Raw genomic sequence first — 16,284 nt, 5'->3', positions numbered from 1 at the left:
GCATGACATAGATTATCGTGCCGGCTGCATAACACGGCTGAGTCAGCATGCCGCTTTCTCTGAAAGGGCCGCTTTGGGTCGAAAGCCGATATTGCATATACCACTTCACACAAGCCGCCCTCCCCTTGAGGCGTGACCCAGCCTTTCACTCAAAATTTTCTTAGCCCTAACGCTAGCAGATAAACCGCAGCCTCGTCATTAGTCATTAGCCGCGCATTACGGTTTTCTGCCACGCCTAGAGTCTATTGGCTGATAACACACTTGCACTGCTGCTATCACTTATATAAAAAAAGCCGATGCAGTGGACCAAACTAACTCGGTCAACTGCATCGGCACGTTACGGGCTTGTTTAATACGGAGATCTTTCGGCGACTGTGAAGTCGCTGCTGACGTCGCCAGAAAGTTCGATATTATTCGGATCGAGCACTTGCACCGGCGAACCTTCGTCTAGGTCTAGCTCAGAGAGATCAGCCCATATTACGTTGGGGCTGGTCGTTAGCTCGAAGTAGTACCTAAGCGCTGAGAGGTTCATAACGGTGCGGTACTCGGTGTTATAAATACCGAAACCTTTATACGGCGCGCCAAACGGAACCGATACATTTCGGGCAATCGCAAGTGCGCTTGCCACAGCTTCGCGCTCGTTCTGTGGCTCCGGCAGCATCGACGAATAGTAGGCGATTCGCTGGAAACGGTCGGTCGGCTTGACGTTCCCTGGCAGCGGTGTATCGCTGCTTGGGTTTGAAAAGTCTAATTCTTCCAGCAGTGCCAATTGCTGATCGTAAGGCGGATCATTGGTCATGATTCTAAATTCTCTACCGTGGTGAATCATGGATTCACCATCGATATATTCAATGATCGCTGAATCCCCAGTAGCATCTTCAATTGCCAAATGTACGGTTGCCTTACTACCCCGCGCCTCCGCCATGACAATTTGTACATCTTCGAGTATGTCGAGTGCTTCTTCGACAGTGGCTGCGTTGTCGATCACATATTGCCCCCACAAACCTGCCTGCATTCCTGGTTTGCCAGGGTCACGCGGGCCAAAGTCGGTGGCCGTGAGATAGAGCATGTGGAACGCCAGCCCCTTTTCGTTGAATCCATCGGCAGCGCCGATGCCATAAACCGTGGTGACCATGCTGGCGTACTTCGACGTCCATGTTGCTGCGTTCTCCTCCACGACGACTTCCGCGCCCAGCATGCCCCCATTTCGCTCCATGCCACGGGGGAAGACAGTAATAACCGGATCTGTCGATTCGGGCCAGTCCATTGTGCGGGCAACATAAATGCCCTGCTCGTTGTCATTCCATAAGTACCTAGAACACGCCCATGCTGCATTGGCCATTACCATCGCACCAATCACGATGGCAACGCCCCCTCTGTAATACCTACGCATGAATTACTCCTTTAGAGCGTGTAAATCGCCAGCACAACGCCCTTATGAAAAGACGCTTAAATCGAGCGTCTGATTAAAGGCCGATAGCCCAAAGCAGGCTCGAGCAATCAGCCTTCCACCCAAGCTATTTTCGTTAATTCTTTACCCCAGAAAAACTCCACAAATACAAAATATAGTTAACTTTTGAGGCGATGCAAATCCACCTTCCGAGCACATCGATCATTCACCTAGCTAGATGAGACAGGCAGCTAATCATGTGCATCATCATTAAAAATTAACCGAGTAGCTTGCGGCACTTCATCTCACCTTCATTTCCTTATGCTGAACACGGTAAGCTTGGCGATAACACCGCTACTGATGGCTAAAAATCAACGATGACTTCCCATTGGATACTTGGCCCTGGGGCCATTGGTCGCCTGTTGGCGCATTCGCTTTCACCCATTACTGACATCACCTTGATTGGCCGACGTGCATTGCCTGAACAGCAACGCCTGACCACCCCTGAAGGTGAAGAACGAACTCAGCGGCTAGCGAGCGTTACGGTTGCGGAGCTAGCCTCTCACTCACTGCCTGTGCCTGGGTTTGTGCATATCACCACCAAAGCCATGGCCGCCGAGGCGGCGCTTGCCAGCATTGCCGATGTGGTTGCGCCCACGACCCCGCTGGTGCTGTGGCAGAACGGTTTTTTGGCACAGCCACGGCTGACTGATAGGTGGCCAGGGCCAGTGCTGTGTGCGACCACGACTCAAGGCGCTTACTTAACCGGCAGTGATGGCGTGGTTCACGCCGGGCGCGGGCCGACGTTTATTGGTGATCTCAACAATCAACGCGCTGCGCTAGCAAAAACACTGGCGCAGACGTTAGGTGAGGCAGGCTTTACCGCCACGCCGGTAGACGATATTCGCCAACGCCTGTGGCAAAAGCTGGCGGTTAATGCGGCGATCAACCCATTGGTGGCGCTCAATGGCGTGCGCAATGGTGAGCTGCGCGGTGATGCTTATGCAGTCCGTTTGGCAGCGGTGGTAAAGGAAGTCGCGGCGATTTTAAAGCAGGAAAACATTGCACCACCGAATGGTGGCGAAGGTGAAGACGCGTGGTTGGCGCTTGTGTGGCAGGTGGTGGAGAACACCGCTAACAATAAGGCCTCGATGTTGCAGGATGTTGAGGCCAGACGCACCACCGAGCGCGGGGCGATTTTAGGGCCGTTGATTGATAGCGCCGAGCGCCATGGGTTGCCGTGTGGGTTGTTGAAGGAGCTTGATAGCGAATTGGCTAAATTGGAGGCGAAGTTTTAGGGAACATTTAGTGGCTGAATCATCGCGCGCTAAAGCGCCCTCCCACAATATAAATTGTCCTTATTTACTGTGCTGTCAGGGCTGTGCTGTTCCACTTACAACCGCTGCGCCGGGCTGCCATTGCGGGTGCGCTTCGCTTACCACGCACTACGAAACCCGTATGCTTCATCGCGTATATGCCCGATAAGATCCGTGTATTGAGCCGTTTAGCAAATTGTAGCGCGGGTAACGCTTGGCGAGGGACGAGCCATAAGGCACCCGCGATGGTAGCGCAGCTCTTAGGCTGTCCCTTACAGACTAGCCAAACACTGCTGCGCCGGGCTGCCATTGCGGGTGCGCTTCGCTTACCACGCACTACGAAACCCGTATGCTCCATCGCATAAATGCACGATCAAGCCCATGTATTGAGCCTTTTAGCAAATTGTAGCGCGGGTAACGCATGGCGAGGGACGAGCCATAAGGCACCCGCGATGGTAGCGCATCTCTTAGGCTGTCCCTTACAGACTAGCCAAACACTGCTGCGCCGGGCTGCCATTGCGGGTGCGCTTCGCTTACCACGCACTACGAAACCCGTATGCTCCATCGCGTATATGCCCGATAAGATCCGTGTATTGAGCCGTTTGGCAAATTGTAGCGCGGGTAACGCATGGTGAGGGACGAGCCATAAGGCACCCGCGATGGTAGCGCAGCTCTTAGGCTATCCCTTACAGACTAGCCAAATACTGCTGCGCCGGGCTGCCATTGCGGGTGCGCTTCGCTTACCACGCACTACGAAACCCGTATGCTCCATCGCATAAATGCACGATAAAGTCCGCGTATTTTGCTGATTAGCAAATTGTAGCGCGCTAGAGCGCCCTCTCTTCATCAGGAAGGGCCGCTTTCTACATCACGTTACAGGGATCATCACTACGTTCTGAAAGGCGGGGCGTTCTGTAAGCTGTTGGTACCAGCGCTCCAGATTGGGGCGCCGCTGCCAGGTTAACCCAATGTTCCATAAGTTATAGATAAACGGCGCTACGGCGATGTCGCCGAGGCCAAATTCATCGCCGGAAAGCCATGATTGGCTTTGGTTTTCCAGCACGTTATCTAGCAGCTCGAATAACCTTTCGCAGGCTAGTATTCCGGCATCAATAGCGGCATTATCGCGCTCTTCCGGCGGTGTTCTTACGAATCCCTGCAAAATAACGCGGTGCCTGGGCGAAAGCGTATTGTTCGCCCAGTCCATCCATTTCTCTGCCTGGGCGCGCTTGGCGGGGTCATCTATCCATAAGTTACCTTGGCCATACTGCGCTGCTAGGTAGCGGATAATGGTGTTGGATTCCCATAACACGCTATCAGTAGCGTCGTCTTTGAGTAGCGGCACCAGCCCATTGGGGTTCATGGCCAAGTACGCGGGGGTATTGTTGACCCCATGTTCTAGCCCTGCCGGAATTTGCTCAAACGTCAATCCGAGCTCTTCAAGTAACCAACGCACTTTTTTGACGTTAGTGGAGTTATTGCGGCCCCAAAGCGTAATCATGGCAGTCCTCGTGTATGAGCATTTTCTTTGAGTTTGCCCGCTCTTGAGGTCGGAAACAAACTGGGGCTTTAGTGGGATAGCTGGGGCGGCTTCGCCGCCCTCTCCTGGGTGCCTCGTATTGCTCGTTCCTCGCAAAACTCGTTACCACGCGCTACACCACCACTTGCTCCTCACCACTTTCCATTCACGCCTTACCCTCACTCCTTATCTTGATAAAACTGCAGCAGGCTGGAGAAGTCGAGTTTGCCGTTGCCACCTGCTTTATGCAGGGTGAATAGCGAGCGTGCGGCGGAGCCCATAGGCACCGGTGAGGCGCTTTGTTGGCTAACATCCATAGCGAGGCCCAGGTCTTTAATCATCAGGTCTACCTGGAAGCCGCCTTGATAGCCTTTCGAGGCGGGGGCATTTTCCATCACGCCGGGATATGGGTTGTAAACATTAAGCGCCCAGTTGCCCCCAGAGCTTTGTTTCATGATTTCGGACAGCACCGCAGGATCCAGTCCGTTTTTCACGCCCATATTGATCGCTTCACAAGTGCCCGCCATCAGGATGGAAAGCAGCATGTTGTTGCACACTTTAGCCACCTGCCCTGCGCCGTGGTCGCCGGCATGGAAGATATTCTTACCCATCACATCAAGGACGGGCTTGGCCTGTTCAAACTGTGCAGCGCTACCGCCAACAATGAAGGTGAGCGTGCCCGCTTGAGCTCCGCCTACCCCGCCAGACACCGGCGCATCGACAAAGCCAACGCCTTTTTCAGCGCCAGCGGCAGCAACGCTGCGGGCGGTATCCGCATCAATGGTCGAGCAGTCAATCACCAAAGCGCTCTTTTTGATGACATCAAACAGCGGCTCGTCGCCATCCACATAAAGCCCACGCACGTGCTTGCCTGCGGGTAGCATGGAAATAATAAAATCTGCATCGGTGGCTGCTGCCTTGGCAGAAGCCGCTATCTCACAGCCTTGGGATTTCGCTGCTTCCAAGGCCTGATCAGAAAGGTCGAACGCGCGAACGTTAAAGCCCGCTTTCGCCAAGTTGGCCGCCATGGGGCCGCCCATATTGCCTAAACCGATAAACGCGACGGTGGTCATCTTTGTTGTCCTTATTAGAAATATTGACTGAAAAATGGATTAGCGAAGATCTGCTAGGGGGCTCTTTTCCCACGGTGAAGCCAGCAACTCATCGATAAAGGCTTGCTCGACTGACGCGACATCTGGATATTTCCACGCAGGCTGGCCATCTTTATCGACCAACAGCGCACGCACGCCTTCGGGGAATTCCTGATGACGGCAGCACTGCACGGAAAGCGCCAGCTCAAACTGAAACACCTCAGCCAACGACATATGCTTGGCGCGCTTTAGCTGCTCATCAATCAGCTTCACTGACACAGGGCTACCGTGGGAAAGCGTTTTCTGCGCTTTGCTGAACCATTTGTCGTCGCTGCTCACTGCCAGCACGGCATCCACGGCTTGCTCAACCGTGTCGTGATCCATTAGCTCACGAATCAATGCGGCGGATTTGTGAACCGGCGATTCCAGCTCGGCAAATACCTCTTGAGAGGCTTGTTCAAATTCGCGCAGCACACTGTTAACCACACCATGCGCGTCAGTTTGATTTCCTTCACCCCAGGTTGCGTCCATCAGTTGTTGAGCCAGAGCTGCGCGGTAATGGCTAGCAATCGCGCGATCCGCAAGGCCCAGATGAACAGCATCTGGCGCGTTAATTTGGCTGCCGGTCATGGCTAGAAAGCGTCCGGTGCCATTCGGCAGGCGGTTTAAAAACCAGCTAGCGCCAACGTCTGGGTAAAGGCCAATCGTTACTTCTGGCATCGCCAGACGTGAGGTTTCCGTTACGATTCGGTGGCTGCTACCGCTAAGTAGCCCCATACCTCCGCCCATTACAATACCGCTGCCCCAGCAAATAACAGGCTTGGGATAGGTGTGCAGCAGGTAGTCCAGGCGGTACTCGTGTTCAAAAAAACGCTCTGGGAAATCTGGCTCGCCGTCTCCTTTGATCGCTTTATACAAATTGACGACATCGCCCCCTGCGCAAAACGCTTTTTCGCCAGCGCTATCCAACAGAACAGCAACGACTCGCTCGTCGGTTTGCCACGCGGTCAAGCGCGGCAGAATCTCTTCAATCATCTCCAACGTCAGGGCATTCAGTGAACGCTCGGCGTTAAGCGTGATCTCGCCAATAACATGGCCATCTTGGGTGGCGTGTTCAGCAAACAGTACGCTACTCATTCCATTGTCCTTGTGGTTGGCTACAGCTCAGAGGCACCATCAGATAGCACGCGGCGGGAAATGATCAGCCGCATGATTTCGTTGGTTCCTTCCAGAATGCGATGTACACGGGTGTCACGCACATAGCGCTCCATCGGGTACTCCTTAATGTAGCCGTTGCCACCATAGAGCTGAAGCGCCTCATCACACACCTTGAAGCCGACATCTGTCGCAAAGCGCTTCGCCATGGCGCAGTAGGCGGTAGCATCGGGGTGACCCGCATCCAGCTTTGTGGCTGCCATACGCACTAACTGGCGGGCAGCCACAAGCTCAGTGACCATATCTGCTAAACGGAACTGCAGCGCTTGGAAGTCTGCCAAACGCTTACCGAACTGTTTACGCTCCAGCATATATTCACGGGCCTTATTGATCGCTTGCTGAGCGGTGCCGATCGAGCAGGTAGCAATGTTGATACGCCCTCCGTCCAGACCCTTCATGGCAATTTTGAAGCCGTCGCCTTCATTGCCTAACAAGTGGTTGGCGGGCACGCGCACATCTTCAAAGGTAATCATGCGGGTTGGCTGGCTGTTCCAGCCCATTTTGTCTTCCTTACGGCCGTAACTAATGCCGCTTGACTTGGCATCGACCGCAAAGGCAGAAACGCCGCCAGGACCTTCACCACCGGTGCGTGCCATCACCACCAGGAAGTCAGTGCTGCCCGCGCCAGAAATAAACATTTTGCTGCCGTTGAGTAAGTAGTCATCGCCATCGCGCTTAGCGGTGGTTTTGAGCGAGGCCGCATCAGAGCCTGAGTTGGGTTCGGTTAAGCAGTAAGAACCTAGCAGCTCGCCGGTGGCCAATTTTTCGCCCCACTGTTCCACTGCTTCTGGCGTGCCAAAGTCGGCCAACATCCACGTCACCATGTTATGAATGGTGAGATAAGCGGTGGTTGAGGTGCAACCCATGGAAAGCTGTTCAAAAATGATGCTGGCATCCAGACGGGAAAGACCAAGCCCGCCAACGCGTTCTGGCGCGTAAAGTGAGCAAAAACCTAACTCCCCCGCTTTGCGGATCACATCGACAGGAAAGAAGGATTCGGCATCCCACTGCGCGGCGTGGGGTTCTAACTCATTCTGGGCGAATGCCCGGGCCATATCGGAAAAAGCAACCTGGTCTTCACTTAACTCAAAATTCATGGCGAATCTCCGCAGCATGCATAGCTGAACAGCCCGTGATCAGACTGAGCAGCCTGGCGTTTGCTATTATCGTTATTGGCAATGTTGACGTTTACGTTAACTTATATTCTTACCCTGACACGTGCAACCGATTACCCCACTACCTTTGGCGTAGAGACGTGACTTGGGCACAAAAAAGGGTGCCCTGGGGCACCCAATCATCGGAAAGAATCGGTTATTTGAAGTTTTTGCGATACATCTTGGCGAGTTCGCCCACAATGCCGCTGCGGAAGCTAAGTACGCAGACAACAAAGATAATTCCCAGAATGACGCTTACCCAGTTGCCTAACGGCGACTGTGCCAAAATGTGCTGCAGGCTAACAACAATGCCCGCCCCCATGAGAGGCCCAAGCAATGTGCCCACCCCACCCAGCAGCGTCATTAAGATAACTTCACCCGACATGTGCCAGTGCGCATCAGTTAACGACGCCAGCTGAAACACCACGGTTTTGGTAGAACCCGCCAACCCCGCCAGTGCGGCAGAGAGTACAAAAGCCAACAGCTTATAAGCATCTACGTTATAGCCTAGCGAAATAGCGCGCGGTTCATTTTCACGAATCGCCTTGAGCACCTGCCCAAAGGGTGAATGCACGGTACGCTGAATCACTGCGAAGCCAAAGATAAATACCGCAAACACAAAGTAGTACATCGCCAAGTTACTGTTCAGGCTGATCATCCCAAACAGATCACCACGTGGCACGCCGTGCAAGCCGTCCTCACCACCGGTAAACGATGACTGAACGAAGACGAAGAACATCAGCTGGGCAAGCGCTAGCGTCACCATGGCAAAGTAAATGCCCTGACGTCGGATCGAAAGCACCCCAAACAGCCCCCCCAACAGGGTTGCCATTAAAGTACCTGCGATAATACCCATCTCCGGTGTTAGCCCTGGATAGCTTGCCAATAAATAGCCGGTTACATAGCCACCAGTAGCTAAAAATGCAGCGTGTCCGAACGAAAGCAACCCCGCATAGCCCAGCAGCAAATTAAAGGCGCAGGCAAAGAGCGCGAAGCAAAGAATTTTCATCAGGAAAACGGGATAAGCCAAAAAAGGAGCGACTAACCCAACGGCCAAGAGTGCTAGATAGAACATATTGCGACGCATTCTGGCTCGTTTCTGACGTTCTTGTACGGCTGATGGTGCATTGAGTGCTTGAGAGTCTGCCATGGTTATGCCTCCTTACCGAACAGCCCAGCGGGGCGTAACATGAGCACCAATATCATCACCAAGAAGATCACGGTATTGGAGGCTTCGGGGTAATACACTTTAGTTAAGCCTTCGATGATCCCCATGCCTAGGCCGGTTAGAATCGCACCTAGAATAGACCCCATACCACCGATAACTACGACAGCAAACACCACAATCAACAAGCTTGACCCCATGGTAGGTGAAACAGGATATAGCGGTGCTGCCAACACGCCGGCAAAAGCGGCTAACGCTACGCCAAACCCGTAAGTAAGGGTAATTAACAGCGGCACGTTCACCCCAAACGCTTGCATCAGTTGGGAGTTCTCAGTTCCCGCTCGCAGATAAGCGCCCAACCGGGTGCGCTCAATCATAAACCACGTAAATAGACACATGGCCAATGCCGCTACCAGCACCCAAGCGCGGTAGGTAGGCAGGAACATGAAGCCTAGGTTCAGGCCGCCTTGAAGCGCTTCTGGGGTCGAGTATCGCGCGCCAGAAACACCAAAGAAATTAACCAGCGTGCCTTCAAAAATTAGCGCCAACCCGAAGGTAAGCAGCAACCCATAGAGATGGTCTAAATGGGCAATGCGACGCAGCAAAAAGCGCTCCATCAGCATGCCAAAGCCACCGACTACCAGCGGCACCAGAAACAGCGCCAACCAATAATTGATACCTAAATAGCGAAAGCCTAGCAGTGCGGCGAAGGCTCCCAGCATGTATTGCGCCCCATGGGCAAAGTTGACGATCTTCAGTAGGCCGAAGATGACCGCCAGGCCCAAACTAAGCAGTGCGTAAAAAGCTCCATTCACAAGCCCAAGCGTTAGCTGGCCCATGAAAACGGCCAATGGCACGCCGAATATCATCGTCATTGTATGACTCTCCTCGCCGTCAAGCGGTTGGTGGCAAGTTGCCACCAACCAGTTCTAACGTCACTTGCGGTTGTTATTCGACTTAGTTTTGAACCAGTTTGCACTGACTTTCAGAGAGCGGACGGTAGGCTTCATCGGCAGGAATGGTGCTGAGGATTTCATACAGATCCCACTCACCGGTAGACTCTTCCGGCGTTTTCACTTGGGCAAGATACATGTCGTGAATCATACGGCCATCTTCACGAATAGAGCCGTTACGCGCAAAGAAGTCCTCAATGGGCATCTCAGCCATCTGGGCGCGAACAACTTCAGGGTCATCGGTTCCGGCTGCTTCTACGGCTTTCAGGTAGTGCATGGTGCTTGAGTAGATACCCGCTTGAACCATGGTGGGCATACGGCCAACTTCTTCAAAGTAGCGCTCTGACCATTCACGAGAATCTTCATCCATATCCCAATACCAGCCAGTGGTTAACAGCAGACCTTGGGTGGACTCCAACCCCAGCGCGTGTACATCGTTTAGGAAAATCAACAGACCTGCTAGCTGCTGGCCGCTCTGCGTGAGCCCGAACTGGCTAGCCGTGGTGATCGCGTTAACAGTGTCGGCACCGGCGTTCGCCAAGCCTACAATCTTCGCGCCAGACCCTTGAGCCTGAAGGATGTATGAGGAGAAATCGCTCGTCGGGAACGGGTGACGCACGCCACCGACAATTTCGCCGCCATTGGCTTCAACAACATTGGTCACGTCAGATTCCAGCGCATGGCCGAAAGCATAGTCAGCGGTTAATAAGAACCAGCTGTCGCCGCCCTGCTCTACTACCGCTTTTGCAGTACCGTTCGCCAGTGGGTAAGTATCGTAAACCCAGTGAATGTGGTTGGGAGTGCAATGTTCATTGGTAATGCTTGATGCCGCAGACCCCGACACGATGCCCAGGCCATTGTTTTCTTCGAGTACTTTAGTCACTGCGATAGACACCGAGGACGCCACTAGGCCACCTACCATGTCGACGTTACGCTGGTCGATCCACTCACGTACCGTGTTAGCACCGACGTCGGCACTATTACGATCATCAGCACTAAAAATAACGATGGGTGAGCCATTAACACTGCCGCCAAAATCAGCCACAGCCATTTCCATTGCTGTTTGGCCGCCTGGGCCAGCGAGGTCACGGTAAGTACCTGACATGTCAGCCAAATAACCAATACGGACTTCGCCATCGCTGATTTCAGCGTGAGCGGTAGAGATTGCCATAGTAGAAGCGGCGGCAACGGCGATACTGGCGGTCAGCGTTTTTTTCATGAAGGTCATGTTCGTCTCCTGGCCCTCGGGGCCTTTGTTGTTGTGTTACGACGTTCTAATGAGGTGCTTATTGAGCGTTTAATGTTTTGGTACTGCGCGTGTTACTCATCCAGCTTTATTATTTTGGATCGGCGTTATACCCCCAGCATAGTGTTGAGATGATCTCGACGTGACGGAAGCTGTTCTGCGCTAATCTCTTCAACAATCTGGCCGTGATCCATTACAAAATGACGATCTGCCAGCGGCGCTGCAAAACGAAAGTTCTGCTCCACCAGAACAATGGTCATACCCCGTTCTTTAAGTTGAATAAGCACTTCACCAAGTTTTTGCACAATAACGGGGGCTAAGCCTTCGGTAATTTCATCGAGTAGCAAAAGCCGCGCACCGGTGCGTAAAATGCGCGCCATGGCCAACATCTGCTGCTCACCGCCGGAAAGCCGCGTACCTTGGCTTTTGCGACGTTCGTACAGGTTCGGAAACATGCCGTAGATTTCATCTAGGCTCATTCCGCCAGAGCGAACGGTAGGCGGAAGTAATAAATTTTCGTGCACATCCAGGCTTGCAAAAATGCCACGCTCTTCAGGGCAGTAACCAATACCAAGCCTTGGAATATGGTGTGCCTTCATATTCAGCGTTTCGTTGCCATTAATCACAATCGAGCCAGTACGACGCCCCACCATATTCATAATGGATTTCAGGGTAGTACTACGTCCCGCGCCGTTGCGGCCCAGCAGCGTGACCAACTCACCACGCTTAACATCAAAATTCACGCCGTGAAGAATATGCGACTCGCCATAGAAAGCGTGCAGGTCTTGCACTCTCAGCATTTCTAGTGTTTGAGAATCGGCTAACTCATTGGTTTCATAGGCTTCAGCGGTATTCATACGGCAGCCTCCTCTTCAGCAGCTTCACTGCCCATATAAGCCTCACGCACCAACGGGTTGCGGGAAACCTCGTCGTAGTCACCTTCGGCCAACACCGCCCCGCGCGCCAACACCGTAATGCGGTCACAAAGCCTGCTGACCACGCTCAAGTTGTGCTCCACCATCAATACTGTGCGCCCTTTCGAGACGCGCTTGATCAGTGCCACGATGCGGTCAACATCCTCTGCCCCCATCCCCTGAGTCGGCTCATCTAACAGCATCATCGTAGGGTCAAGCGCCAATGTGGTGGCGACTTCGAGCGCGCGCTTACGGCCATAAGGCATCTCTACCGTTAACGTATCGGCGTATTCACGCAGGCCAACTTCATCAAGTAGCTCTAGCGCACGCTCATTAAGGTGATCCAGCGTCTTCTCTGATTTCCAGAAGTGAAACGATGTGCCTAATTGACGCTGCAGCGCTACCCGCACGTTTTCCAGCGCCGTCATATGGGCAAACACCGCTGAAATTTGAAATGACCGCACAAGACCCAGCTGCGCAATTTCATTGGATTTTTTGCTGGTAATGGGCTTACCGCGATAAAGGATTTCTCCACGGGTGGGCGGCAAGAACTTGGTTAGCAGATTAAAAACGGTGGTCTTTCCAGCACCGTTAGGGCCAATCAGGGCGTGAATATGCCCTTCCTGAACTTGAAGATTAACGTTATCCACGGCGGTAAAGCCGCGAAACTCTTTGGTCAGCCCTCGGGTTTCGAGCACTGGCCCACTGAGAACATCATCTGCACGCATGGAGTGGTAAACCTCTTTTTGTTCTTGTGTTCGGGTGTTCTTGTATCCGGGTGTTTGGTGCTGACGTTTCACCAACCGCTTCATCAAGTGAAACTCGTTAGCCGGCAACACACCCTTACCTGAACGTAAGGTGTAGGTGCAAACTAGCAATCACTTGTAGGGTATTACAATTACAACTTTGGTCTACGCTTCTTTAACGTTTCCTCACATTAACAAACTAAATGCTTATTTTTCATATATTTACCAAAAAACAAAGCAAATCACAAAAGCACAACTACTGCTTTACGTTAACGTAAACTTGTTTTAGCCTCATGGTCAGTGTTCCATAGGGACATTCCCCTATCGACGAGAACAATGATCATGAGCAAAACCTACACGATCAGCGAATTGGCCAGCGAGTTTGACGTTACCACTCGAAGCATCCGTTTTTATGAAGACCAGGAGTTACTCCACCCTGCTCGCCGTGGCCAAACACGCATCTACAGCAGCAAAGATCGCGTGCGCCTGAAATTAACGCTACGTGGTAAACGACTTGGGTTTTCCTTAGCAGAAATTCGCGAACTATTTGAGCTGTGGGATGAGACCCGTAGCGGCAGCGAAAAGCAGTTGCATTTGATGTTAAGCAAAATCAGCGAGCGTAAATCGGCTCTAGAACAACAAATGAAAGACATCACGATGGTGCAGCTAGAGCTTGAGAGCGCTGAAATTCGCTGCCGCCAGGCTCTTGAAGAACTCAATGAAAAACCTTCTTTAACGACGAAAAGCTCCCTTTAACAATGACAAGGTGATTGACCATGTTTTCACACTATTCAGAACTCAATTTCGGCCTCGACGATGAACTGAACATGCTGCGCGAGCAGGTCAATGCCTTTGCCGCTAGCGAAATTGCTCCGCGTGCCGCTGAAATCGACCGCAACAACGAATTCCCTAACGATCTATGGAAGAAATTTGGCGACATGGGTCTGTTGGGGATTACCGTTTCTGAAGAAGATGGCGGTAGTGGTATGGGCTACTTGGCCCACTGCATTGCAATGGAAGAAATTTCCCGGGCAAGCGCTTCCGTCGCACTCTCCTATGGTGCGCACTCAAACCTGTGCGTCAATCAGCTTAAGATTAACGCCAGCGCTGAACAAAAAGAGAAATACCTGCCTAAGCTGATCAGCGGCGACCACATAGGCGCACTGGCAATGTCAGAGCCAGGAGCGGGTTCTGACGTTGTGTCAATGCAGCTGCGTGCCAAGCTGGATGGTGATCATTACATCCTTAACGGCAATAAGATGTGGATCACCAACGGTCCTGACGCCGATGTACTGGTGGTGTACGCCAAAACTGATCCGGAAGCAGGCTCCAAAGGCATTACCGCCTTCATTATTGAAAAAGGCATGCCTGGCTTCTCGACTGCACAGAAGCTCGACAAGCTTGGCATGCGCGGCTCCAACACCTGCGAACTGGTTTTCCAAGACTGCAAAGTACCGGTTGAAAACGTACTGGGTGAGGTCGGTAAAGGGGTTCGCGTTCTCATGAGCGGTCTGGATTATGAGCGCACCGTTCTGGCTGCTGGCCCTATCGGCATTATGCAGGCCGCCATGGACGTCGTGCTGCCCTACATTCATGAGCGTAAGCAGTTCAACCAATCGATCGGCGAGTTCCAGTTGGTTCAAGGTAAAGTGGCGGATATGTACACCACGCTGAACGCTTGCCGCGCCTACTTATACGCCGTTGCCGGGGCCTGCGACCGCGGCCAAACCTCTCGTAAAGACGCAGCGGGCGTGATTCTTTACTGCGCAGAGAAAGCCACCCAAGTTGCCCTAGATGCCATTCAACTGCTCGGCGGCAACGGCTATATCAACGAGTACCCCACTGGTCGCCTTCTGCGCGATGCCAAACTGTATGAAATTGGCGCGGGCACCAGCGAAATTCGCCGGATGCTGATTGGCCGCGAACTCTTCACCGAAACAAAGTAAGGGCCGCGCCATGAGCACACTCTCTACACAGATCAATCCCCGCAGCGATGTCTTTCAAACCAACGCCGCATCCATGCTGGGGGAAGTTTCCAAGCTACGAGAATTGACCGCTGCCGTCGCCCAAGGCGGCGGCCCCAAGGCCCGTGAACGCCACGAGAGCCGCGGCAAGCTCTTTGTGCGTGACCGTATCGATCACTTAATTGACGAAGGTTCGCCATTTTTAGAGTTTTCCGCACTGGCAGCCCATCACGTTTACGATAGCGACGTACCTGCGGCAGGCGTGGTGACAGGCATTGGCCGGGTATCTGGCGTTGAGTGCGTGATTGTGGCCAACGATGCCACAGTAAAAGGCGGCACTTATTTCCCGCTAACGGTGAAAAAGCACCTGCGCGCCCAAGAAATCGCCCGCAAGCACCGTTTACCGTGCATCTATTTAGTCGATTCAGGCGGCGCTTTCCTGCCCCGTCAGGATGAAGTGTTCCCCGATCGCGATCACTTCGGGCGCATCTTCTATAACCAAGCCACAATGTCGGCAGAGGGCATTCCGCAAATAGCGGTTGTCATGGGTTCCTGTACGGCTGGCGGCGCTTATGTACCCGCTATGGCGGATGAATCAATCATCGTTAAAGAACAGGGCACGATTTTCCTGGGTGGTCCGCCACTGGTGAAAGCGGCAACAGGCGAAAACATTAGTGCAGAAGATCTGGGCGGTGCGGATGTTCACGCCAAAGTGAGCGGCGTGGCCGATCACTACGCTGAAAACGATGCTCACGCCCTGCAGTTGGCGCGCGCTTGCGTATCCCGTTTAAATTGGCAAAAGCGTGGCAAATTAGCCATGCAAGCACCCAAGCCACCCAAACTCGACCCCAGCGAACTTTACGGCATTGTCGGCACCGATCTTAAAAAACCTTACGATGTTCGCGAAGTGATTGGACGGATTGTCGATAGCTCTGACTTTGATGAGTTCAAACGTTACTACGGCGACACCTTGGTCACTGGCTTTGCGCACATCCACGGCTATCCGGTTGGTATTGTGGCGAACAACGGCGTGCTGTTTTCAGAGAGCGCGGTAAAAGGTGCGCACTTTATCGAGCTATGCGCCCAGCGCAAGATCCCGTTGGTGTTCCTGCAAAATATCACCGGTTTCATGGTCGGCTCCAAGTACGAGCATGAAGGCATCGCTAAGCACGGCGCTAAGCTAGTGACCGCCGTGGCATGTGCCAAAGTACCAAAATTTACCGTTCTGATTGGCGGCAGCTTCGGCGCGGGCAACTACGGTATGTGTGGCCGCGCCTATGACCCTAACCTGCTGTTTATGTGGCCCAATGCACGTATTTCAGTCATGGGTGGCGAGCAGGCGGCGGGGGTACTTTCTCAGGTCAAACGTGAACAGTACGATCGCGATGGCCGAGAGTGGACCAAAGAGGAAGAAGAGGCTTTCAAACAGCCCACCCGTGATCAGTATGAGCACCAGGGCCATCCTTACTATGCCAGCGCCCGCTTATGGGACGATGGCGTGATTGATCCACTTCAGACCCGCGATGTACTAGGGCTTTCTCTAGCCGCTGCCATGAATGCTGAAGTAGAAGAGACGCGCTTCGGCGTGTTCCGGATGTAAGGGCGAACACT

At 53.1% G+C, this 16,284-nt stretch carries 14 protein-coding genes; 4 read left to right on the top strand and 10 right to left on the bottom strand.

Going from position 1 to position 16,284, the window contains the following annotated elements:
- Positions 1-349: 349 nt before the first annotated feature.
- Entirely contained in the window at positions 350-1,393 is a 1,044-nt protein-coding gene (locus L1X57_RS13500) for a linear amide C-N hydrolase (RefSeq protein ID WP_009724576.1), read from the bottom strand.
- Positions 1,394-1,767: 374 nt separating this feature from the next.
- Between L1X57_RS13500 and L1X57_RS13495 the strand changes: the two genes are divergently transcribed.
- Positions 1,768-2,688, top strand: a complete 921-nt coding sequence (locus L1X57_RS13495) for a ketopantoate reductase family protein (RefSeq protein ID WP_009724575.1) — start codon at positions 1,768-1,770, stop codon at positions 2,686-2,688.
- An 886-nt stretch (positions 2,689-3,574) separates the two neighbouring features.
- Here L1X57_RS13495 and L1X57_RS13490 read toward each other — a convergent pair.
- From L1X57_RS13490 to L1X57_RS13450, 9 genes are all read right to left on the bottom strand, one after another.
- Positions 3,575-4,207, bottom strand: a complete 633-nt coding sequence (locus L1X57_RS13490) for a glutathione S-transferase family protein (RefSeq protein ID WP_009724574.1) — start codon at positions 4,205-4,207, stop codon at positions 3,575-3,577.
- Between the two features lie 197 nt (positions 4,208-4,404).
- Entirely contained in the window at positions 4,405-5,313 is a 909-nt protein-coding gene (gene mmsB, locus L1X57_RS13485; RefSeq protein ID WP_260648641.1) for a 3-hydroxyisobutyrate dehydrogenase, read from the bottom strand.
- Positions 5,314-5,337: 24 nt separating this feature from the next.
- A complete protein-coding gene (locus tag L1X57_RS13480; protein WP_009724572.1) occupies positions 5,338-6,453 on the bottom strand; it encodes an enoyl-CoA hydratase/isomerase family protein in 1,116 nt (371 codons plus the stop codon).
- A gap of 20 nt (positions 6,454-6,473) precedes the next feature.
- On the bottom strand, positions 6,474-7,628 hold the full coding sequence (locus L1X57_RS13475) for an acyl-CoA dehydrogenase family protein (RefSeq protein ID WP_009724571.1): 1,155 nt from the start codon (positions 7,626-7,628) through the stop codon (positions 6,474-6,476).
- A 214-nt stretch (positions 7,629-7,842) separates the two neighbouring features.
- A complete protein-coding gene (locus L1X57_RS13470) occupies positions 7,843-8,835 on the bottom strand; it encodes a branched-chain amino acid ABC transporter permease (RefSeq protein ID WP_009724570.1) in 993 nt (330 codons plus the stop codon).
- Positions 8,836-8,837: 2 nt separating this feature from the next.
- On the bottom strand, positions 8,838-9,725 hold the full coding sequence (locus L1X57_RS13465) for a branched-chain amino acid ABC transporter permease (protein ID WP_009724569.1): 888 nt from the start codon (positions 9,723-9,725) through the stop codon (positions 8,838-8,840).
- A gap of 82 nt (positions 9,726-9,807) precedes the next feature.
- A complete protein-coding gene (locus L1X57_RS13460) occupies positions 9,808-11,031 on the bottom strand; it encodes an ABC transporter substrate-binding protein (protein WP_009724568.1) in 1,224 nt (407 codons plus the stop codon).
- A gap of 125 nt (positions 11,032-11,156) precedes the next feature.
- Positions 11,157-11,906 (bottom strand): ABC transporter ATP-binding protein, encoded by a 750-nt coding sequence (locus L1X57_RS13455; protein WP_009724567.1) that lies wholly within the window; start codon positions 11,904-11,906, stop codon positions 11,157-11,159.
- The gene (locus L1X57_RS13450; protein ID WP_039869733.1) at positions 11,903-12,691 is read right to left on the bottom strand and encodes an ABC transporter ATP-binding protein; all 789 of its coding nucleotides are present in this window, start codon (positions 12,689-12,691) and stop codon (positions 11,903-11,905) included. The genes L1X57_RS13455 and L1X57_RS13450 overlap by 4 nt, the downstream gene beginning before the upstream one ends.
- 360 nt (positions 12,692-13,051) lie before the next feature.
- Between L1X57_RS13450 and L1X57_RS13445 the strand changes: the two genes are divergently transcribed.
- The 3 genes from L1X57_RS13445 to L1X57_RS13435 are packed head-to-tail and all read left to right on the top strand — an operon-like array spanning position 13,052 to position 16,273.
- The gene (locus tag L1X57_RS13445; protein WP_009724565.1) at positions 13,052-13,465 is read left to right on the top strand and encodes a MerR family transcriptional regulator; all 414 of its coding nucleotides are present in this window, start codon (positions 13,052-13,054) and stop codon (positions 13,463-13,465) included.
- Between the two features lie 20 nt (positions 13,466-13,485).
- On the top strand, positions 13,486-14,655 hold the full coding sequence (locus L1X57_RS13440) for an isovaleryl-CoA dehydrogenase (RefSeq protein ID WP_009724564.1): 1,170 nt from the start codon (positions 13,486-13,488) through the stop codon (positions 14,653-14,655).
- Positions 14,656-14,665: 10 nt separating this feature from the next.
- Positions 14,666-16,273 (top strand): carboxyl transferase domain-containing protein, encoded by a 1,608-nt coding sequence (locus tag L1X57_RS13435; RefSeq protein WP_009724563.1) that lies wholly within the window; start codon positions 14,666-14,668, stop codon positions 16,271-16,273.
- The last annotated feature ends 11 nt before the right edge of the window (positions 16,274-16,284 follow it).

The organism is Halomonas sp. TD01, from assembly GCF_923868895.1.
Taxonomy (GTDB): Bacteria; Pseudomonadota; Gammaproteobacteria; order Pseudomonadales; family Halomonadaceae; genus Vreelandella.
The sequence above is the reverse complement of the archived record's forward strand: the minus strand, read 5'-3'. Positions and strand labels throughout refer to the sequence as shown.